Raw genomic sequence first — 17,475 nt, forward strand, 5'->3', positions numbered from 1 at the left:
TCCTTTCTACATGAATTGCTTAGCAAATTCTTCTGGATCAACCATCTTATTGTTTTCATCAGCACCAAGAACTGCCATAAGCTCCTCGTAATCTTCATCTTCAATATCAGACAAAGACCAGTGGAGTTGTTGCATGGCATCTTTCTCAAACAGTCTGATGTCCATTAGATGATTGTCGTAAGTGATTACTCGTTCTCTGGGGTTGCTTCTAAACCCTCTTCAGCATCTTCATTAATTGACGCAATATCTTCTTCTGATGCACCCATTAAACGCATAGCTACACGTTGTGCCATAAAAATAAGTTCTGGTTGTTCTAATTCTTCCAATGATTCAGCTTGTTTTGCATTCAAATGTAAGATAGTTGATAAGTAATCAATCAATTCATCTAGCATATTATCCATTGCATCAAACATTTCTGTTCCTTCAGCAGTTTCAGTGATGTCCTCCATTTGTGCCATATCTTTTTGGAATTTATACGTTTTCTTCAAGTTCTTAACAGAACTTTTTACCTCAAACGGTTTCTTTGCTAATTGTTCAACTTTAATTTGCATATCATTTCACCTTTCGTTTTTTTGATGCCCACTAATAACTAGCAGGCATGATATGTATCAGGGGACTAAGCCCCTGCTTGCTATGAAGCTTCAATCACTGCTCCATGAGTGTTTGCTGTCAGTTTACTCACCTTCGGGGTTGGTGCTACTCGCTGAATAGCCACCCAAAACTTCTGATAACATATCTTCCTTCTTGAAGCCTTCTGCACCAGAGAAGAACACCTTCATACCTTGACCATTCCAGCGGTCGTCACCAAATGATTGGTAAGTCAACGCATCAGTAACACGTTGCTCTTCATTGTTATCCGTTTGAATATTTGATGCTGGCTCAATAAACTCACCATTTGAGAATGAATAGAAAATTGAGTTAGCACGATCTAACGTTTCAGTCTCAACAATCAAAGCGACCTTGTGAGTGCTGGTAGTGTCTACCCAGCCTCCATTGCCGTCTCCTTCACGTCCCAAAAGCTTTTGCTTAGTCTCGAATGGCAAACCATTCCAAACACCTGCAACTTGTGGGAATGACTTTGCCTTAGATTGGTCAACCATTCCGTTGTCACCATAAATTTGCTTACCAGCTTGCGCCATGTTAGTGATGTTAGCTGATGATGTACCTAAGTCCTTAGCATTTGATGTATACAAACCATCTTCTGCAAGTCCAGTATCTCCAGTAATAATCTCGTTGTTTTCATCAACCAATGCCATGTAAGTGTGCTTTAAACCTACTTGTCCACCTTGTGCCATATTAATTAATTTCCTTTCTAATAAAAAAGACTGACTAAACGTCAATCTCAATAACTTTTCTAACTTCAATATTTTTAATCATTTGTTGCTCATCAGTCTGACTTAAATCTAGATAATGTGGCTCACTGTTTATCGTTCGCCAATTTCTAGCCTCAAGTTCTTTCATGAGCTTGATTTCTGTCAACTGCATATCGCCTGTAAAATCAACTGAATAGAATATTTGAATGTCCACACCTGCATCAATAGCATTAAACGTCATATCACCGTACAGTTCATTTTCCATAAGCGATTCTGTAAGCAATACTTGGGTCACGTGTACATCATCAATAGTTTCATCTGGTATCTTATCCACGTAGACTTCAAAATCAGGGTTTAAATCACTGATAACATCAGCAACTTCTTCAATATATCTTGCGATTAGTTGTCCCCCCTTTCTCGAACAATCTGTGAATACTCTGCTGCACCAGCCTGTAACATTTTCTTTTGTACTCGCTTGTTTTGACGTGTCTTACGAACAAAGTGATCACCACGAATAGCAACCTGACCAGCGTTCTTGTGCATGCGACCATTCGCGGTATATAGTGGGAATTTCGTTCCATTTTCAATCAAATGTCCCTGTCGAGACTTAGAATAGTCCCAACCAACTGATGAAGTACCGTTTCGATTGCTTTGCATAAGCACTGAATCAGCAAGATGTGGGTCTGCACCAGTCTTTCGATTGCGATAGTGCTTATCGTGTGTGACTTGTTCCACCTCGTTCTTAAATACCTTAGCTTCAGCTTTAGTTATTCGTTTTCTATCTTCAGTTGAGATGCCAGCCGATACACTTTCCACCTGATCTAAAAAAACGCTTAATACTTCTTCAAGGCTTGCCATATTAAGACCGCCTTTTCAGAGTGATATAGTCATAGGCAATGTACTTGTTGCTTTCATCTGGTGAATAGCTCACCACATCATAGATAGCCTTGCCAATTTTGACCAGTTGAATATCTTCAATCTCTTCTTTGTGATGAGTGACAATCACTTTGGTGTTTTCCCACTCTGTACCCACCAGTGAAACTTGTTGACTGATAGTACGCGTACGAGTTGCAAACCATAATGAAAACCGCTTAACAAATTCTTTCTTGTAGCCACCAGTATTAGGGTTTTTAACCGACTTTAAATCGCCAAACTCGGCTTTACGATTCAGGTCAGAGGGCTTCAAACGGCTATTAAACGTGTTATTATCCATCACCTAATACCCTTGCCCTTACTTGGTTGAGCATGATTTGAATGCCCATGCCGTAACCGTTGCTTAGCTCTCGGTCATAATACATACGAGTTACTAAAGCTAAAATCAACCGATTGTATACGTCACCACTTAATGCAAAAATCTGTTCGTCAGTCACATCGTTTGATATTGAACCACGAATTAGCGCACTGGAATCGACCAGCAGCCGCCCAATTGTAGCTAATTCTTCTTCAGATTGGTCAATATGTAACTCATCACATACTTGTTCTGCCGTAATTAATTCCACACGCTAACCCCCTTATTCTGTTGGCTCTGGGTCAGCAAGCTTTTCTGTAACGGTAATCTTAGCTTCAGCAGTTTTGCCACCATCATCAGTTGTTGCAACTGCGGTAGCTTCACCAACTTTTACACCAGCAACTTTACCGTTGTTGTCAACTGTTGCAATTGCCTCATCTGTACTTGCCCAGTTCAAACCTTTGTTGGTGGCATCAGTGGGAGCAACTGTTGCCTTTAGTGTGGCAGTCTTACCTGTTTCAAGCGACAACGTTGCCTTGTCTAGCGATACACCAGTAACAGGTTGCGTAGCAGTCTTAAATGACAATGGTGTTTTGGCAGATTTTCCTGCATAAGCTAGACCATAGTCGTCATATTGTGTATTAGGCTTTAAGCCAGTAATTTCAATTGATGATTCAACGCCAGATTGTTCTACTTTGTCGCTGTTATATAAATCAAATGTAGCCATGTCTCTCCTTTCTATTTAGCTTCAATAGTTGCGCCATGAGCATTTACTTTTGTACTACTCACCTTCGGTGCTACTCGCTGGAACTGTACCGTTGATGTTTACGATCAACTCTGGGCGTGCTTGTACAACGTTCTCACGCAAGAAAATACCCAATTGCTTGTACCAAACATCATAAGTATCTTGGAATTGACCAGTAATTTCAGTCAACTTGAAGTTGATGACTGCCTTTTGTAGCGGTGCAACAATGGCATTAACACCATCTGGGAACAAAGCATCATCAAGAACGATTACTTGCTTACCTAAGAACAACTTGCCAGTTCCTTGTGCAATGTTAGGTTGCAACATAGGGCGACCTTCACCGTCATTAATGTGATCAATAGCATCATAAGCTGATTGTGACAAAACAACTGATGCTTGCGCTGAATCTTGTGGCTTCAAAGTAACGTTCAAAGCAGTCTTGATGTCAGCAATTAAATCTTCACTATCAACTGGTGTGATGTCCTTAGTCAAAGCATCAATAATCAATGAATCATCAGTGTTATCACGCAACTCAACCAAGCGTGAACGCAATTCAGATTCCCAGTTATATGATGAATCTGAAATCAATTCTTGTGAGAATACGTATGCACCAGTGTATGACTTCAAGTCCCACATAATAGGCTTGATTTCTGGTGCGGCATTAGCAGCAGTTGGGTCGTATTCTTTGTGTGCTGCCAACTTATCAGTTGAGTTCATGAATACTGGCAACTTACCAGTAGTGGTTGTAACTGAAACATTACGAACTAATGAACCCAAACGTGGAAATTGGTGTTCCTCATGTTCAGGGTTCAAAATTGTTTCAGGGATAATAACAGCACCGTCTGATAGCTTCAGACCAGTAACATCACGTGTTTCACCTGACTTTAAGTAATCACCAAATGCTTCAACTGCGTTAGGCTCTGTCGCTCCAGCAACGTTCTTCTTCATATCTTCCATTCCTCCTAAGTCACGCTTTTCAGCGTCCTCATCTTCTTTCTTTTTATTGATTACTGGTTCATCTTCCGTTGATACATCAGCAGAATCGCCTTCATCAGGCAAAATTTCATCTTCACCTTCACGTTTTTTAGGCGCAACTGGTGCAGGCTCTTCGCCCTTCTTAGGAACATCTAAGTCAGCAGCATCTTTCAATGCCTTAATATCTTCTTCGATACCTGAAATTTCTTTCTTTAATGCATCAATGTCAGACATGCCAGTCTTGACATCTTCAACAGACTTTTCATCATCTTCAACGGCAGAACGGACTTCAACTGTCTTATCGTTTAATTCAGCAGTCTTTGCCGTTAATTTATCTTCTAGCTCATTAAGCTTCATCGAGATAAACCCTCACTTTCTCTTTATAATTTGATTGCAACAAAAAAGCGTCCAATGATCGTGTCACTGAAACGCTTGTATCATCATAAGCTGGCATTGTTACCACGCTTATTTCATTTAATTTTGCTATTTTGTTGATAGTACGGACTGGCTTATCGTCACGTTTCCAGCTATCACCGCCGTTAGCAACAATAAAGCCAAAGCTCATGCCTCTTAAATTACCAGCTTTCACGTTGTTATAGACATCTCTGCCCAATGACGTGTCTGCCAAGTCGAGAACAAAGCTAAGCCCAACATCATCAACTTCTAGCTTTAAGGTATCAGCATCAGTACGACCCAGAATATTTGCATAATCATGGTCATATAATGCCAACGTCTGTGATAAATTAACGCCATCTAAGGCGTGTGGTGCAATGTATTCAACAAATGGTGCGATAGCGGAACTTGGCTTGTTAAACTTCAAGGCATAGCCAGCAATTTGCCCGATTGAATCATTACTTTGTGATTCACGAATTTCCAACTTGTCTAACTCGTGAAAATACTTCTCATGTTCGGTCACTAAATCACCCCCCTTCTGGCTAGTAATTCTCTAGCTTCACTAGGTGTGATGATTTGTTTATCGACCCAATTAAGCACATCTTCCTTAAAAGTCGTGTTTGAATAGTCCATAATTTGAGCCATATCCAATTGCAAATCGCCTCCCAACTTAAAGTTGAGTTCTGACATCAATGGTTCAATATAACGATTTAACCCACCAACGTACAATGCACTGATTTGGTCTAAACTAGACTGTTGGTCTCCTGAACCATTCAAATATGAATCAGGCACGCCAAACGTTTTAGCAATTTGTGTTCGTCCCCAATCAAGGTTAGCCAAATACTTAGCAACGTCAGCATTGATTGAAACAGTTGAAAAATCAGCTGATTGGTCTAATACCATGACACGTCCAGCGTTTTCACCAGTGTTGGCTTCTTCAAACTCGCTACGAACTGCTTTCTTGGCTTCTTTACTCAACGTACCTTCAGGTATCTTAATCAAACTCGTGGGGTTGATTGCGCCCTTTAGCGTGGTTAGCGACAACTTGTTAGCTTGATTCTGCTGGTTAATCTCATTAGCCAACGCTTCAAGTGGTGAATGCCCGATTAGCATGTCTAACTGTGTATCACCATATGCCATGATTTTTGCATGGATCATATCGCTAGCAGGTACATTGTTAATTGTTGGAAACTCATCAAATGCGTTTATGTCATAAGTCAATACATCATCTGTAATATCAATGGTAACTGCGTTAGAAGGTATCATTCGCAGACCAGAAACAACGCCACCATCACGCTCAATAAGCATAAACGAATTACCATTCAGTAACAGATTCAACAACGCCGTTTGCCAATAACTCACCTTGTTATTGAACTTGCTAGGGTGGTTTAACAATTCAACTGCCAAACTATTTGTACCTTTAAACCGTGCTCCTGCAATGTCAGAACTAATCAAACTTGTGACAGAATATAAATCACTATTCTTTAACGCTTGTGTAGCACTAATCAAGTTGTTTGGCACAAAACCTTTTTCAGTGAATATGTAAGGCATAGTTGAGATAGCTGGCGTACTTGAACGTTTTTCAAAAGGGTTTAACAAACTCATCTATCATCACCCTTTGGAGCTATTAAATAAGCCAGTAAGGCTACAAGTCCACCTGTAACAACAAACCCAATTGATTGCGACATTAAAAAAACGCCAACCGAGATTAGCGCCATTGCGAAAATAATTAAAATAATTGGTAGATATTTAAACATTTGCTCCTCCTTTCCTAAAAACTAAAGTCATTAATGAAGTAGTCACTGATTTCATCATCAGACATATTACCAAAGGGAGATTTAGTTGGCTTTTCGTCTACATTGGTGAAATCAGTGAAATAAAATTGTCCTTCATACAACGCATCAATGATCGCATCAACAATATCAATCTTTTGTGAGTTGGTATTCTTATCAATCTTGATTCCATTGTTATCAGAGACAACTACCGAGTTAATTAAAGCTTGCTGCATAGCGTTATCATCTAGCATTGTGATGTTGTGCTTGATAAAGGTGGTTTGCAAAAACTTTGTCGGTTCATTTAATGACTTGATACCTTGTCTAACGGGGATAATCAGGTATTCATCTTTAATCTCATCAAGCCGTCTAATTACACGACCTGTTCCCCACTGGTCATAAAGAATTGCTTTAACGTTTAGCTCATTGGTTTCAATAAAATTAAGTAGCCAATTGAACACTTCATCTTCATCAATCAGACCAAAGCGGTCTCTGGTGATAGTTGCAAAACCTTTTTCTTCAACATCTCGATAATTGATGTTGTCTCTCTGCTCCTTAGCTTCAATTGTTCCCACCTTAGTAAGTGGTATCCATGAATGCTGGTACAGATGATACTTGTAACTGCCGTCTGCAGCCTGATAAGGAAAGACAAACGCTAGCGCCGTATCGTCATTAGTTTGAGAGTAGTCAAAGCCGATATAGACATCACGTCCAAATACATCAAACTCATCAATAACGGCGTTCTCAACCAAATCAACAGGCAAATAGGCATTGCTCTTAGCGTTCTGCCACATGTTCATGTTCTTAACGATAAAGTCCGACAACTTACCCTGACTTGCCTTAGAATCACGTTCAGTAATCATACCTTCAGTTAAATTCTTGCGCATACTAGGCAATTCCATTAGTGGGTTTGATTTAACCCACGTTTCAGGCATATAAGCTTCATCTTTATCGTCTTGTTCCCAAATAAGAACTAAATCTTTATCAATTTGTTGCCAGTCGCCATTCTCAAGATATTTGGCATACCTGCGATAGTCGGCATACATAGGAGAGTTTGGATCTAACCCAGCAGTTGATATGAAAAACATCTGTGCCAGTGGGTTATTAACCATACCTGATGTCATGGAATTAACGAACTCACGTTGTCCTTCTCCCAACAAGTGGTACTCATCAACAATACCTGTTGTGTAGTGGTCAGAATCGGATGGACTGCCTTGCGCAGATAGTCTTTTCATAGCAGTTGATTGGCTATCAATACGCATTTCATTACGATTGAATTCAACGCCCCACTTTCTAGCTAGCTTACTAAATACACCATCAGACAATTGAGACCAATTGAACGTCATGTACTTGTACAAGTTAGATGTGTGAGCAATGTCAATTGAAGTAACCGCCAATCGCCTGTTTATCTTAGGGAAACCAAACAGAAAGTTATACAGTGCATACGCTGACAACAGTTGAGTTTTACCATTGGTACGTGCCATTGAGATAAAAATATTTTTAAAGCGCATTCCCTTTGTTTCAGGGTTTCGCCAACCTTGAATGACGGCAAAAATAAAACGCTGATAAGGGCTAGGATCAAATTGTTCACCACTTGAAACATCTTTCAACAGTGTGGCAAACTCAATAATCTTTTGTGCCTCGTCAACGTCATATATATAGATGAAATCATCATCATCTTCGATGCGCTTTAAATCGTTTATGTGGCGCTCACAAGCTTGTTTCATCTTCTCGCCTGCAAGTACCTTGCCAGTGACAACATCGATCGCATACGTCAAAGCAGGGTCATTTGGATAACGCTTCTTTAACTCCGTGAATTGTCTCATGCACCAAACCTCTTAGCTAAAGCTTCCCCTGCATCTTCATCATCAGATGATGCCATATCAATCAACGTGGCACGGCTTTGTGGAGATAGACCCAAGTCACTACCAATCGACTTGATAACTTTAGTAGTTGAATCAATGATACCCACTGCTGGGTTCTTAAACATCTTCCCACCTGCCATATACGTGATGCCGTTGTCTTTAACTGATTCATAGGCTTCACGCAGCATTTGATAATTCATTGCTAACGTTTCGACTTCTGATGCATCAACTCCGATTACATATCCAGTCGCATTCAATTCAGGCACAATCGTTTCCCAAAGTTTTTTGGCATCACCAGCCAAATGTGCAGGAGCTTGTTCAGAAAGCTTATCTTTAGCAGCAAGCACATCTTTCAAATGTTCCGTTCGGTCACGTTGGTCTTTGCGATCATCTTCTTCATTGGTAACTTTTGCTTTTCGTGGCATTGTCTCACCTCCTTTCAATAGCTCGTTTTTAAAAACTGACCTTTCATAGGTTTAACGATTTCAAATCGCAAAACCCTTAGTTTAAAAAATAAAAATAACTGCAGTGTGTGCAAAGGACGGGAGCTTTTGATATTCGGTTACTCCTTACCTAGCCGGGGCGGGGATATAATCTAGACTTTGGAACTAGATAAAACATTTATCCACCAATTTCGTCCAGCATGTTTCAACACATTTTCATTTAATTTGCTTTCAACCGCAGTTTTATGATTGTGTTGCCTTTTAGTAAGTAACCATAGATTTTCAGTATCTAATTGCTCGCTTTTACTCAATAATCGTCTAGGAATGATGTGGTCAACAATTAAATCACCTTTATCCCACAAGTTCCCATCAATAGCATCACAATATCCATCTCTTTGCTTAACAAACTCGCTTACTCTTGTCCACTGCTTCGACTGGTAGAAGCCATCATGCAGTTCATATCGTCTGCCTTTGTCATAAACTTTGGTCTGCTCTGCTAACTCTCGTTGTCCTCGCAAAGTCTTGGCTTTAGTTTCATTGCTAATCTGTTTAGCTTTGATATACTTCTGCATTCTCAATTGATAATGCTTATCACAGTAGTCCCAACGCAAAGGTATCAACTCACGGCAACCAATCTCTGCACATCTATGTGCTCTCATCTTATTGTCCAACTCCTTCAATATTGCCAGCTCTTCATAGCTAGACATCAAGCCATACTTTTCATCTATGAACATCTACATCTTTGCACCTCCTGCAAAATAAAAAGGCTACCCAATCGGATAACCTTTGTTGTTTATATGCAAGTGGTTAGGATTTGCACCTAACATGACACCATATAAGATTAGGAGCTACTCGTACCTATCGTTGAGTGAGGTCGTGGCTTGAAGTTAATCTCTCTTATATGTTATAGATGTGTGCTTTATCAGATTTATTTAGTCTCCGTCATTACCAGCACCCTTTTTCACCATCTTTGTCTTATAACTCCGTTAGCGTCTACCTATTCCGCCACGCTTGCTATGTAGAACAGTGATTGGCAGTAGTCACACGTACAATAATAGAAGGAAATTCATCATCTAACCAACTGTTCCACAATACATATTATGCGCCTATTATTAGACAATTACGGGTGATTTATGGAGTAAAAACGGTGCACCCGTTCAGGTGTATCACTCAACCATCCTGAAATACCATCTTTAAATCTGTCTCGCCATTCTCGACAAGTTCTTTCATCAGCATGAGCAATTAATGAAATAGCTAACCAGCTTTTCTTGCGACCATATCGCTCATACAAGATAGTCCTTTGTGGCTTAACGGTTATGTTGTACCACATCTCGATGACTTGCTTTTGCCATATCCAAGCTTGCAGCTCTTCATCTTGTAGTTCACGTATCATAGCTGACTCAACTGGATTGTTGTAATCATTTTGCTTACGACCACCACCGATGTTCTCATCAGGTGTACGATCAAAGTTAAATTTTAATTCTAGCTTACGCAGTTTAATGTTGGTATCTATCACACCAGTAAAGTAATCACTCAAAACTTTATCTAACTTATCAGCCATTCGTAACCTTCCTCGTTAATGATTATTTTTTGGGTTTGATAATAACCCGCTTATTCATATCTTTTTCAATGATCTTTTTGTAAATTAACGCTTCTGACTTGCTCGTAAATGTTTCGTGATTAACTAATTTTGTATTTGAACGTTCAAAGCCATATTGATCAGTGAATGTTTCAATCTCAAATATTCTCATCAACCAATCTTCACTCATTTGTTACCTCGCCAAATGCTCCAGAAACGTCCATATAGGGCTGTTGCAAGGTAGAAGCTCATAGTTAGCAACATAGGCAAAGAACTTGCTGAATAGCCTGCAAATAGCGCTGACACCCATAAGGCAATATTGACAAAATCAGATAGTAGCCAAAGCGTGTAGCTATCTCCATATCCTTTGAATACATACAAACTAGCAGTTGCTCCAATAATCAACACAATACTGTCCCATAGTGGGTTGCTATCTCCTAGCGCTGTATATGCCAACATCATCGGATACCATGCAGCCAAAATGAACGATAACGTCAACACCCAACCTGTCTTATCTAAGAACTTAACACCATTCTCAACTTTGTGTCCCCACGTCTTCCAAGTAAAGATAAGTGGTAAATCTATCAAGGCAACGAACACTAGCTGATCTAACACGCTGGCATAATGTCCTGCTGTCCAATTGATATAGATTAATCCAATTGCACTGATTAGTCCTAGCAGTCCATTAATTGGCTTTCCTAAACTCATATACACCGTGCATGCCGAACCAACCAATGTTGCAACCAATGTAATTGTTGATAGCCCTGTAATCGGTGCTGATAAGTAAAATGCTAACTGTACACCAATGATGAACGCCAACATCACGCCACCTGCCGTATTAATACTCTTTAATTCTGTTCCTAACCACTTTAAATAACTCATTATCCTAATCTCCCATTTTCATAAGCATCACGTAAATTCAATATAATTTCTTGTGCATCTTTCATTGAAATAGCAAACTCATCATCTGTCCCATTTGGTAAGTAATAACTTTTAGTCATTAATTTTTTTAGAGCTTCATCAAACGTCATTACCATTCCTCCCGATCACTCAATGATTTAACTTTCATAATCTGATACGCCTTGCCGTGATAAGCACTTAACAATTTCTCTAAATCGTTACCGCTTGCCGTAACTAGCGCTTTACCGTTAATATCTCTCGCAAGCGTGTTAAAAACGACATATTTTGGTGTTTCATAATTTTTGTGCATTTTTCTTTATCCTCAATTAACATGTCAATATATTCACGTGTAACATGTCAATATATTCACGTGCTTTTTTTAAATCTTCTAAGCCATTCTTTTTATCAGCTCGTGCCACGTACTTAATCACGTTAGCCACTTTCCATGCTGAACGTCCTAGCATGTCACCTACGATACTATTGATATGGTCTTTCACTTCTGTACCGTCACTCAATAAATAGTGCTTAGGGTGCTTTACAGCGTCATATTTCATTACTCATCAGCCTCCAACAACTCTGGGTTTTCGTGGATATTGCCAATCACAACATCACTATTATCAAGAATGAAAATTTCACCAGACAATGATTTTGTTGCTTGTACTAATGTATAGATATCTTCGTTAATGTAAATTGGTGTAATCCCTACAACGGTCTGTAATTCGCCTGTACTAGTCTGAATAATATCCCCTTCATAAATTTCAACACCGTTTTTATCGGTCATACCTGTGTATTGCTCAACAGTGTCTCCAACAGAGTGATACATTGTGGTTACATTGCTACCGATACCACCTGACACTTCAAATCCAAGTCCCAAGTTTTGATTATTGGTATTCCAGCTTAATGATCTATATTCATTACACATGCTATTCCACACCCTGAACTTAATCTCTCGCATTACTCTTCCACCTTCTTAGTATCATAGATAGCATTTGTTAACTTTCTAAATAACGAATAAACTCCTGTGACACCACATATTTATTACTCATCTTCTACTCCTTTCGACCGTCATAGACGAGTTCTGATTTTAATTCTGATGGAGTTTTTTTGTCAGAATCATCTTTAGCATGTATTTTTTTATCTTTGTCAGTAAAAAATGTCATCGGCTCATTTTCAAAGTAGGATCTAGCTGTAGGCCTTACACCACTTATCCATAGGTATCCTTCTCGTTCTAACTTCTCTAACACTTTACGCTCTTGTTGCTCATTCGCCACGATATATGCTCTATTTGTCATCAGTAGCCCCTCTCAATCATCTTTCGTGCCTCTCGCACTGTGAATTTATCATTTTCATGTTCATGTTCAAACTCTGCCCAATCTTGATACCCACGACTTTCAGCAAACTCATTTAAGTCTCTAAGTCCTACCCATTTTTTCATCTTCATACGGGCTCGCAGTCTTTTCACCCTTGGCTGTTTGTTCTTATTTAAAATCCATAAACAACAATTGCACTCGGAAATGGTGCTGCGTCCATTGCTTTTCCATTAAGCTCAAACTTAAGTCGACCTTTCAAAAATTTAACAATACTTTTGTTTTGAATAAACTCATGCCAATAAGTCGTATCAGTTCTTGAAGGTATTAGCATTACAATGAATCTATTCGGATCACGCAAATGTTCTTTATAGGCTTTTTCAATAAATTTATTGATAGACCTACCATAAGGCGGATTCATGAACACATTTCCATCCCACTTTTGAATTAAAGCATCGTCCCTTTCTGTGAAGTATTTCTCTAATTTGTGGTTTTCAACACTTGCACATGCATCTAAATCGAATTTAAACTTTTTGTTTAATTCTATAAATAAATCTTCTGGCGTTTCCCAACTCATATTTTTTGAACTAAATAACACTTTGTTTACCATTTTTAAATACCCTTGGCTGTTTGTTCTAGTTGTTAGCGTGTACCACTTTGCGCAGCTCCATCAGTTGCCTGTCGTCCTCTGGTATCTCATCACTAAGCTTGCCGTATCGGTCTTCTAGCTCATGTACTAACGCCATCATTCTGTCGACATTAATTCTGCCATGCTTTACACGTGGGTGTTCACGGTAATATCTACCCATAAAATTTTTACCAGCTACTGTAAATTCCCTTAGATGCAACTTCTTAGCAATCTCTGCCACTGTGTAGTCGTCTTCCCACATTTCAACGAATAGTTGGTACTTATATTCATGGTTGTTTTTAATCATAAAATTCAATCTCCATGCCACTATCAAATTCGTATAACTCAAATTTGTAAATATACGTCTCTCCTAGCCAATAACGCTTGTACCCTAAGTTATTAACTATCTGGCTGTCATCAAAGCCTAGAACCTCTTGTAATACGTCATCAGATGCCTTTACAGAGTTGTCAACATCAATCGTTCCTCGTGTAATTGGCAATACTTTTGAACTATCAAATTCATCACGTTTCTTTTTGCTGCTTATCAATGATTTTGGTACTGGATAAATGAACAAGCTTCTAAGCTCATAAGCTTGACCTGCTTTCATTTGTACCTGCACTTCGTCTAGTATCTCTTCTAAACTAGCTTTTAAATAATCATGGTAAGTGTGATATTCTTTCGTCCTAATAAGTCGCTTTCTAGCAACCATCATTTGATTACCCGATGCAAATTTCATGGGTAATTCTATTTTTGCTTCAAATACTTTTTTCATGACTTACGTACCCCAATTGCTTGATGTTCTCGGTCATAGAATGACTTGAATGTATGCTGTCCGCCTTGACGATTTTTAGCAACGATTAAATCTAAATCAACATTTGTTGGCACGTTTTCCTGATAATAATCATCTGAATGTAGCAAGATAACTTTGTCAGCGTCCTGTTCAATTGATCCAGAGTCTCTTAAATCAGTTAATTGTGGGCGATTGTTCTTCTCACCAGCTTTTGCACGGTTTAATTGTGCTAAGGCAATCAGTAAGATATCGTGTTTCATCGCTGCTAATTTCAAACGTCTTGAAATGTCACTTACTTGTTCATAACGGCTCACACCCTTTGAAGTAATCAGCTGTAAATAATCAACTACCACCACTTTTTTACCTGCATCTGCTTGTCTGCCAATTTCTAATTCAATGTTTTCAATAGACGACCTTATGTCATCTCTAATATCAAACACATCTAGGTTGCCTTTAAACACCTCTTTTGCCGTTTCTTTCGTCATTTTTGGTTCGATAAGCAATCTGTCAACCATGCGTTCAAAAACTTCCATACGCCTCATTTCTAAGCTAATTAAGGCAACTGGCACACGATTTAATGTTAAGGTGCTCATCATGTTAGTTGCTAAGGCAGTTTTACCCATACCAGGACGTCCAGCAATCACGATCATCTGACCAGTTTCTGCTTGTATCTGAAAGTTTTTCAGCAAATCAATGTATTCACGTTCTCTGCCAATGTATTCCTCGTATTCAGTGATTAAGTCCGTGTTATCTACATCAAAGTTTTGATACTGTTCAATTTGTTCAGTAAAGGCTGCTAAGTCTTCATAGTTACTAATTTCACCATTACTAGCCTTTTTATAAAACAGCCGTTTAACTGCTTCGTCTTGAATATATTTACCTAGTATCTTGGGTGCGATTGGTACAGCTGGTACACTACTAACCAACATTGCTGTTGCTTCACTAATAATATCTACACTACCAACTTTGTCATTATTGATAGTCAGCAAGTTAATATGATCATCATCTTCTGCTTTTGCCCAAAGTTTAAAGATATTACCAGCAATACGATTGCTAAACATATCTGCTCGCACAACTGTTTTTAACTCCTGCATCGCTTCATAAGGGTTGTCAGATGATATTACATCAGCTAATGCAGCCCATTCAGCTTCTTGTCCTTGCATTAAGCACTCCCCTTTAATTCTGCTAGTTTCTTACTCATGAAATTGCGTTCTATTGGATCCAATTTGTCGTCTTGCAACTCTTTTTCCAAACGTGCAATTTCATTAGTTTTATAATCATTGCTTTGCTCAACGTTTCCAGTTTCGTAATCATCTTCCCATTGCTTACCATTAAACCAAGTGCTACCGTATGGCACATATTTAATATCTGTACCCTTCAACGAAATTTCTCTTTTCAGATTGACGATCCCTGTTTGAATCTCTTTGTTAGTCACACCATCTTTAATTGCTTTTTTGTAAGACTTGAATGCTCGTGCTTTATCTTTTTTTCTAGGATAAAGTTTCCACAATTTTTCAAATTCAGACTCGAGCGAAATCTTTGATTGCGCATTATTATCTATCTCTAACTCTTTCTCTATCTCTAACTTATCGTCACTGCGCGTCACATCACTGTCACTATGTGACGTTATAGCGTAACTATGTGACGTTTGGCGCTCTCTAAAATTTCTCATTCTAATAGCGGAATCCGTTTCAGAGCCTGTTAAATCAGCACTTGCTACCAAAAACAAATCTTCTTTAATTTCAGGGTGTGTAATTAATTTTTTCGCTTCCAAATACGCAAGTAGTGCGCGCACATCTTCGACGTTTTCATCTAAAGTAAGCGCAAGTTCTTCCGCAATGTCTTGACCTGCTCCTTGGAAATAAAGCATCCCGTCAGCATTTGCACTTTTAACCAACATTTCCAAGTAAATAATTGTGTAAGTGTCTCCGCCAGCCATACGTCGAAGTAGTTTAATGTATGGATCGTTGAAAAAATCTTGTTTAAGTTTTATCCAAAAGAATTTTTTTGTTACCATCATTAACCTCACTATATTTATCTGAAGCGATATGAATTTCTGAATTCATTTGCAATAGCAAAGCCTAAATCCGACACAGAAAATTTCGTTTTATTAGTTGATAACAGAATCAATCCTTGGTTTTCTAAAAACGTATATACGCTTTCTCTAATTCCGTCTTGATAGTCGTCTACAGACCCGCCATTTGGATAATTCAAAAATATGTCTTTGATGATAGAAAAAGTTTCATCATCTTGTTGGCATATACTTTGTAATTCTCGATCCAATAAAAACTTATTAATCATTTATAAACAACCTCCTTAGAAGGGCAAATCATCATCTTGGATGTTGATTTCGTTACCAGAATTAAATGGTTGTGCGTTACTGCTTTGCTCACTGTTACGTGTCTCAATGAAGTCAAACCCACTAACGATTAATTCTGTAACCGTTACTTCTTGTCCGTTCTTATTCTCATACTTACGATTTTGTAGTGAACCCTCTAACAGTACTCGACTGCCCTTGCTGGTATACTTTGCTAACGTTTCACCAGCCTTGCGCCATGCTGTAAAGTTAAAGAAGTCAGTGTCACGTTCACCTTGTGCGTTTTTAAAGTCACGTTGTACGGCGATTGATCCACTAGCAACTGCAATACCACTCCCTGTTTGTCGTACTTCAATATCTCGTGTTAAGCGTCCCTCTAAAATTGTCTTGTTAAATGCCATGTCGATAATCTCCTTTTATTCGTTTAACCACTTGATTAGGTTTTTCTTTTGTTGTTCGTTCATATTGTTGTTAATATCAGCAAAGCTAGTAATTGAATGACCTGAAATACCGTTGATTGCTTGATACATTGCATCAGCAGTCACACTATGTTTTTGCTGATAACGTTGCGCAGCTTCATTGAATTGGTGATTGAAGTCGCCACTGCTTTGCGTGGTGTTACGGTTATCCATGCTATCTGCGTCTTTGGTATCATCAATTGCAAATAAACCGTTCAAGGCGTATTTCCTAGCATAAGATGATGCAGCCCCTGTTATTTGTGACGGATCCATTCCTTTTTTGTTGTCCGCCTCTCGTGCGTAACCAGTTGTCGATACCTTTTCACCTTCGCTATTGGTAATTGTTGCCGTTGCTTTTACATATATACGATCGCCAACTAGTACAATTTCATCGCTTGTGGTTATGTCAACTTTTAAGTCTCTGATGTATTGTTTCAACGCTGCTTGAATGTCTTCAACATTACGATATTTGTATTTTCCAAAGCTGTTATATTGACTCTTAGGAGCGTTTAATTCGCCTTGGATAATTGATAACTCTTTCAAAGCGTTTTCCTTTCTAATTTCATTAGTTTTGCCATTTCAATTTGTGTCTTTTTCATCTTTTCAATTAACAAATAACTATCTTGATAAACAAAGACCTCATCACCTTCTACCAATGAATAACCGAATAAGTCATTACCAACTGGTTTCTTCAATGTATCTGGTGTAAAAAAGTTGCGATCCATGAATTCCTGTGCATAATCTCGTTCCATTTAGCACCT

General features: G+C 38.7%; 33 protein-coding genes. All 33 read right to left on the reverse strand.

Going from position 1 to position 17,475, the window contains the following annotated elements; translation table 11 throughout:
• Positions 1 to 6: 6 nt before the first annotated feature.
• A complete protein-coding gene (locus tag NGR58_RS04085) occupies positions 7 to 165 on the reverse strand; it encodes a hypothetical protein (RefSeq protein ID WP_258088370.1) in 159 nt (52 codons plus the stop codon).
• Between the two features lie 20 nt (positions 166 to 185).
• Positions 186 to 551 (reverse strand): phage tail assembly chaperone, encoded by a 366-nt coding sequence (locus NGR58_RS04090; protein ID WP_258088371.1) that lies wholly within the window; start codon positions 549 to 551, stop codon positions 186 to 188.
• 123 nt (positions 552 to 674) lie between these two features.
• Positions 675 to 1,295, reverse strand: coding sequence for a phage tail protein (locus NGR58_RS04095; protein ID WP_258088372.1), 621 nt, complete (start codon positions 1,293 to 1,295; stop codon positions 675 to 677).
• 34 nt (positions 1,296 to 1,329) lie between these two features.
• Complete coding sequence (locus NGR58_RS04100; RefSeq protein WP_345791595.1) at positions 1,330 to 1,713, reverse strand: DUF806 family protein; 384 nt, start codon at positions 1,711 to 1,713, stop codon at positions 1,330 to 1,332.
• On the reverse strand, positions 1,713 to 2,171 hold the full coding sequence (locus tag NGR58_RS04105) for an HK97 gp10 family phage protein (RefSeq protein WP_258088373.1): 459 nt from the start codon (positions 2,169 to 2,171) through the stop codon (positions 1,713 to 1,715). The genes NGR58_RS04100 and NGR58_RS04105 overlap by 1 nt, the downstream gene beginning before the upstream one ends.
• Position 2,172: 1 nt before the next feature.
• The gene (locus tag NGR58_RS04110) at positions 2,173 to 2,526 is read right to left on the reverse strand and encodes a phage head closure protein (RefSeq protein ID WP_258088374.1); all 354 of its coding nucleotides are present in this window, start codon (positions 2,524 to 2,526) and stop codon (positions 2,173 to 2,175) included.
• Positions 2,519 to 2,812, reverse strand: coding sequence for a hypothetical protein (locus tag NGR58_RS04115; RefSeq protein ID WP_258088375.1), 294 nt, complete (start codon positions 2,810 to 2,812; stop codon positions 2,519 to 2,521). Before NGR58_RS04115 ends, NGR58_RS04110 begins: the two co-directional genes overlap by 8 nt.
• A gap of 12 nt (positions 2,813 to 2,824) precedes the next feature.
• Positions 2,825 to 3,268: an Ig-like domain-containing protein gene (locus NGR58_RS04120; protein WP_258088376.1), complete on the reverse strand. Its 444-nt coding sequence runs from the start codon at positions 3,266 to 3,268 to the stop codon at positions 2,825 to 2,827.
• A gap of 54 nt (positions 3,269 to 3,322) precedes the next feature.
• The gene (locus NGR58_RS04125; RefSeq protein WP_258088377.1) at positions 3,323 to 4,618 is read right to left on the reverse strand and encodes a phage major capsid protein; all 1,296 of its coding nucleotides are present in this window, start codon (positions 4,616 to 4,618) and stop codon (positions 3,323 to 3,325) included.
• On the reverse strand, positions 4,608 to 5,177 hold the full coding sequence (locus tag NGR58_RS04130) for an HK97 family phage prohead protease (protein WP_258088378.1): 570 nt from the start codon (positions 5,175 to 5,177) through the stop codon (positions 4,608 to 4,610). The genes NGR58_RS04125 and NGR58_RS04130 overlap by 11 nt, the downstream gene beginning before the upstream one ends.
• Positions 5,177 to 6,259: a phage portal protein gene (locus NGR58_RS04135; protein ID WP_258088379.1), complete on the reverse strand. Its 1,083-nt coding sequence runs from the start codon at positions 6,257 to 6,259 to the stop codon at positions 5,177 to 5,179. The genes NGR58_RS04130 and NGR58_RS04135 overlap by 1 nt, the downstream gene beginning before the upstream one ends.
• Positions 6,256 to 6,411, reverse strand: a complete 156-nt coding sequence (locus NGR58_RS04140) for a hypothetical protein (protein WP_258088380.1) — start codon at positions 6,409 to 6,411, stop codon at positions 6,256 to 6,258. The genes NGR58_RS04135 and NGR58_RS04140 overlap by 4 nt, the downstream gene beginning before the upstream one ends.
• Positions 6,412 to 6,425: 14 nt before the next feature.
• Positions 6,426 to 8,252 (reverse strand): terminase large subunit, encoded by a 1,827-nt coding sequence (locus NGR58_RS04145; protein ID WP_258088381.1) that lies wholly within the window; start codon positions 8,250 to 8,252, stop codon positions 6,426 to 6,428.
• Positions 8,249 to 8,716, reverse strand: coding sequence for a phage terminase small subunit P27 family (locus tag NGR58_RS04150; RefSeq protein ID WP_258088382.1), 468 nt, complete (start codon positions 8,714 to 8,716; stop codon positions 8,249 to 8,251). Before NGR58_RS04150 ends, NGR58_RS04145 begins: the two co-directional genes overlap by 4 nt.
• A gap of 170 nt (positions 8,717 to 8,886) precedes the next feature.
• On the reverse strand, positions 8,887 to 9,468 hold the full coding sequence (locus tag NGR58_RS04155) for an HNH endonuclease (protein ID WP_258088383.1): 582 nt from the start codon (positions 9,466 to 9,468) through the stop codon (positions 8,887 to 8,889).
• Positions 9,469 to 9,854: 386 nt separating this feature from the next.
• A complete protein-coding gene (locus NGR58_RS04160) occupies positions 9,855 to 10,295 on the reverse strand; it encodes a RinA family protein (protein WP_258088384.1) in 441 nt (146 codons plus the stop codon).
• Positions 10,296 to 10,317: 22 nt separating this feature from the next.
• Positions 10,318 to 10,503, reverse strand: a complete 186-nt coding sequence (locus tag NGR58_RS04165; RefSeq protein WP_258088385.1) for a hypothetical protein — start codon at positions 10,501 to 10,503, stop codon at positions 10,318 to 10,320.
• Positions 10,500 to 11,195 (reverse strand): nicotinamide riboside transporter PnuC, encoded by a 696-nt coding sequence (pnuC, locus tag NGR58_RS04170; RefSeq protein ID WP_282556343.1) that lies wholly within the window; start codon positions 11,193 to 11,195, stop codon positions 10,500 to 10,502. The genes NGR58_RS04165 and pnuC overlap by 4 nt, the downstream gene beginning before the upstream one ends.
• Complete coding sequence (locus NGR58_RS04175) at positions 11,195 to 11,344, reverse strand: hypothetical protein (RefSeq protein WP_258088386.1); 150 nt, start codon at positions 11,342 to 11,344, stop codon at positions 11,195 to 11,197. Before NGR58_RS04175 ends, pnuC begins: the two co-directional genes overlap by 1 nt.
• A complete protein-coding gene (locus NGR58_RS04180; protein WP_258088387.1) occupies positions 11,344 to 11,523 on the reverse strand; it encodes a hypothetical protein in 180 nt (59 codons plus the stop codon). The genes NGR58_RS04175 and NGR58_RS04180 overlap by 1 nt, the downstream gene beginning before the upstream one ends.
• Before the next feature lie 16 nt (positions 11,524 to 11,539).
• Positions 11,540 to 11,767, reverse strand: a complete 228-nt coding sequence (locus tag NGR58_RS04185) for a DUF3310 domain-containing protein (protein ID WP_258088388.1) — start codon at positions 11,765 to 11,767, stop codon at positions 11,540 to 11,542.
• A complete protein-coding gene (locus NGR58_RS04190; protein WP_258088389.1) occupies positions 11,767 to 12,168 on the reverse strand; it encodes a YopX family protein in 402 nt (133 codons plus the stop codon). Before NGR58_RS04190 ends, NGR58_RS04185 begins: the two co-directional genes overlap by 1 nt.
• A gap of 94 nt (positions 12,169 to 12,262) precedes the next feature.
• On the reverse strand, positions 12,263 to 12,505 hold the full coding sequence (locus NGR58_RS04195) for a hypothetical protein (RefSeq protein WP_258088390.1): 243 nt from the start codon (positions 12,503 to 12,505) through the stop codon (positions 12,263 to 12,265).
• Positions 12,505 to 12,648, reverse strand: coding sequence for a hypothetical protein (locus NGR58_RS04200; RefSeq protein WP_258088391.1), 144 nt, complete (start codon positions 12,646 to 12,648; stop codon positions 12,505 to 12,507). Before NGR58_RS04200 ends, NGR58_RS04195 begins: the two co-directional genes overlap by 1 nt.
• Positions 12,649 to 12,695: 47 nt before the next feature.
• The gene (locus NGR58_RS04205; RefSeq protein ID WP_258088392.1) at positions 12,696 to 13,130 is read right to left on the reverse strand and encodes a phage N-6-adenine-methyltransferase; all 435 of its coding nucleotides are present in this window, start codon (positions 13,128 to 13,130) and stop codon (positions 12,696 to 12,698) included.
• 25 nt (positions 13,131 to 13,155) lie between these two features.
• Positions 13,156 to 13,455 carry a hypothetical protein gene (locus NGR58_RS04210; protein WP_258088393.1) on the reverse strand — a complete coding sequence of 100 codons (300 nt, stop codon included), beginning with the start codon at positions 13,453 to 13,455 and terminating at the stop codon, positions 13,156 to 13,158.
• Complete coding sequence (locus tag NGR58_RS04215; protein WP_258088394.1) at positions 13,448 to 13,921, reverse strand: RusA family crossover junction endodeoxyribonuclease; 474 nt, start codon at positions 13,919 to 13,921, stop codon at positions 13,448 to 13,450. Before NGR58_RS04215 ends, NGR58_RS04210 begins: the two co-directional genes overlap by 8 nt.
• Positions 13,918 to 15,102 carry a DnaB helicase C-terminal domain-containing protein gene (locus tag NGR58_RS04220; protein ID WP_258088395.1) on the reverse strand — a complete coding sequence of 395 codons (1,185 nt, stop codon included), beginning with the start codon at positions 15,100 to 15,102 and terminating at the stop codon, positions 13,918 to 13,920. Before NGR58_RS04220 ends, NGR58_RS04215 begins: the two co-directional genes overlap by 4 nt.
• Positions 15,102 to 15,956: a phage replisome organizer N-terminal domain-containing protein gene (locus NGR58_RS04225; protein WP_258088396.1), complete on the reverse strand. Its 855-nt coding sequence runs from the start codon at positions 15,954 to 15,956 to the stop codon at positions 15,102 to 15,104. The genes NGR58_RS04220 and NGR58_RS04225 overlap by 1 nt, the downstream gene beginning before the upstream one ends.
• Positions 15,957 to 15,973: 17 nt before the next feature.
• The gene (locus NGR58_RS04230; RefSeq protein ID WP_258088397.1) at positions 15,974 to 16,240 is read right to left on the reverse strand and encodes a hypothetical protein; all 267 of its coding nucleotides are present in this window, start codon (positions 16,238 to 16,240) and stop codon (positions 15,974 to 15,976) included.
• A 15-nt stretch (positions 16,241 to 16,255) separates the two neighbouring features.
• Entirely contained in the window at positions 16,256 to 16,657 is a 402-nt protein-coding gene (locus NGR58_RS04235; protein WP_258088398.1) for a single-stranded DNA-binding protein, read from the reverse strand.
• 15 nt (positions 16,658 to 16,672) lie between these two features.
• Positions 16,673 to 17,257 carry an ERF family protein gene (locus tag NGR58_RS04240; RefSeq protein WP_258088399.1) on the reverse strand — a complete coding sequence of 195 codons (585 nt, stop codon included), beginning with the start codon at positions 17,255 to 17,257 and terminating at the stop codon, positions 16,673 to 16,675.
• Positions 17,254 to 17,466, reverse strand: a complete 213-nt coding sequence (locus NGR58_RS04245; RefSeq protein ID WP_258088400.1) for a hypothetical protein — start codon at positions 17,464 to 17,466, stop codon at positions 17,254 to 17,256. The genes NGR58_RS04240 and NGR58_RS04245 overlap by 4 nt, the downstream gene beginning before the upstream one ends.
• Positions 17,467 to 17,475: the final 9 nt, after the last annotated feature.

This window comes from Weissella fangxianensis (assembly GCF_024718545.1).
Taxonomy (GTDB): Bacteria; Bacillota; Bacilli; order Lactobacillales; family Lactobacillaceae; genus Weissella; species Weissella fangxianensis.

Excerpts from the sequence above, each read along its gene's own strand:
- NGR58_RS04085 (WP_258088370.1), bottom strand. The coding sequence starts at position 165 with ATGGACATCAGACTGTTTGAGAAAGATGCCATGCAACAACTCCACTGG.
- NGR58_RS04090 (WP_258088371.1), bottom strand. The coding sequence starts at position 551 with ATGCAAATTAAAGTTGAACAATTAGCAAAGAAACCGTTTGAGGTAAAA.
- NGR58_RS04095 (WP_258088372.1), bottom strand. The coding sequence starts at position 1,295 with ATGGCACAAGGTGGACAAGTAGGTTTAAAGCACACTTACATGGCATTG.
- NGR58_RS04105 (WP_258088373.1), bottom strand. The coding sequence starts at position 2,171 with ATGGCAAGCCTTGAAGAAGTATTAAGCGTTTTTTTAGATCAGGTGGAA.
- NGR58_RS04110 (WP_258088374.1), bottom strand. The coding sequence starts at position 2,526 with ATGGATAATAACACGTTTAATAGCCGTTTGAAGCCCTCTGACCTGAAT.
- NGR58_RS04120 (WP_258088376.1), bottom strand. The coding sequence starts at position 3,268 with ATGGCTACATTTGATTTATATAACAGCGACAAAGTAGAACAATCTGGC.
- NGR58_RS04125 (WP_258088377.1), bottom strand. The coding sequence starts at position 4,618 with ATGAAGCTTAATGAGCTAGAAGATAAATTAACGGCAAAGACTGCTGAA.
- NGR58_RS04135 (WP_258088379.1), bottom strand. The coding sequence starts at position 6,259 with ATGAGTTTGTTAAACCCTTTTGAAAAACGTTCAAGTACGCCAGCTATC.
- NGR58_RS04140 (WP_258088380.1), bottom strand. The coding sequence starts at position 6,411 with ATGTTTAAATATCTACCAATTATTTTAATTATTTTCGCAATGGCGCTA.
- NGR58_RS04145 (WP_258088381.1), bottom strand. The coding sequence starts at position 8,252 with ATGAGACAATTCACGGAGTTAAAGAAGCGTTATCCAAATGACCCTGCT.
- NGR58_RS04150 (WP_258088382.1), bottom strand. The coding sequence starts at position 8,716 with ATGCCACGAAAAGCAAAAGTTACCAATGAAGAAGATGATCGCAAAGAC.
- NGR58_RS04155 (WP_258088383.1), bottom strand. The coding sequence starts at position 9,468 with ATGTTCATAGATGAAAAGTATGGCTTGATGTCTAGCTATGAAGAGCTG.
- NGR58_RS04160 (WP_258088384.1), bottom strand. The coding sequence starts at position 10,295 with ATGGCTGATAAGTTAGATAAAGTTTTGAGTGATTACTTTACTGGTGTG.
- NGR58_RS04165 (WP_258088385.1), bottom strand. The coding sequence starts at position 10,503 with ATGAGTGAAGATTGGTTGATGAGAATATTTGAGATTGAAACATTCACT.
- pnuC (WP_282556343.1), bottom strand. The coding sequence starts at position 11,195 with ATGAGTTATTTAAAGTGGTTAGGAACAGAATTAAAGAGTATTAATACG.
- NGR58_RS04175 (WP_258088386.1), bottom strand. The coding sequence starts at position 11,344 with ATGACGTTTGATGAAGCTCTAAAAAAATTAATGACTAAAAGTTATTAC.
- NGR58_RS04180 (WP_258088387.1), bottom strand. The coding sequence starts at position 11,523 with ATGCACAAAAATTATGAAACACCAAAATATGTCGTTTTTAACACGCTT.
- NGR58_RS04185 (WP_258088388.1), bottom strand. The coding sequence starts at position 11,767 with ATGAAATATGACGCTGTAAAGCACCCTAAGCACTATTTATTGAGTGAC.
- NGR58_RS04190 (WP_258088389.1), bottom strand. The coding sequence starts at position 12,168 with ATGCGAGAGATTAAGTTCAGGGTGTGGAATAGCATGTGTAATGAATAT.
- NGR58_RS04195 (WP_258088390.1), bottom strand. The coding sequence starts at position 12,505 with ATGACAAATAGAGCATATATCGTGGCGAATGAGCAACAAGAGCGTAAA.
- NGR58_RS04200 (WP_258088391.1), bottom strand. The coding sequence starts at position 12,648 with ATGAAAAAATGGGTAGGACTTAGAGACTTAAATGAGTTTGCTGAAAGT.
- NGR58_RS04205 (WP_258088392.1), bottom strand. The coding sequence starts at position 13,130 with ATGGTAAACAAAGTGTTATTTAGTTCAAAAAATATGAGTTGGGAAACG.
- NGR58_RS04210 (WP_258088393.1), bottom strand. The coding sequence starts at position 13,455 with ATGATTAAAAACAACCATGAATATAAGTACCAACTATTCGTTGAAATG.
- NGR58_RS04215 (WP_258088394.1), bottom strand. The coding sequence starts at position 13,921 with ATGAAAAAAGTATTTGAAGCAAAAATAGAATTACCCATGAAATTTGCA.
- NGR58_RS04220 (WP_258088395.1), bottom strand. The coding sequence starts at position 15,102 with ATGCAAGGACAAGAAGCTGAATGGGCTGCATTAGCTGATGTAATATCA.
- NGR58_RS04225 (WP_258088396.1), bottom strand. The coding sequence starts at position 15,956 with ATGGTAACAAAAAAATTCTTTTGGATAAAACTTAAACAAGATTTTTTC.
- NGR58_RS04230 (WP_258088397.1), bottom strand. The coding sequence starts at position 16,240 with ATGATTAATAAGTTTTTATTGGATCGAGAATTACAAAGTATATGCCAA.
- NGR58_RS04235 (WP_258088398.1), bottom strand. The coding sequence starts at position 16,657 with ATGGCATTTAACAAGACAATTTTAGAGGGACGCTTAACACGAGATATT.
- NGR58_RS04245 (WP_258088400.1), bottom strand. The coding sequence starts at position 17,466 with ATGGAACGAGATTATGCACAGGAATTCATGGATCGCAACTTTTTTACA.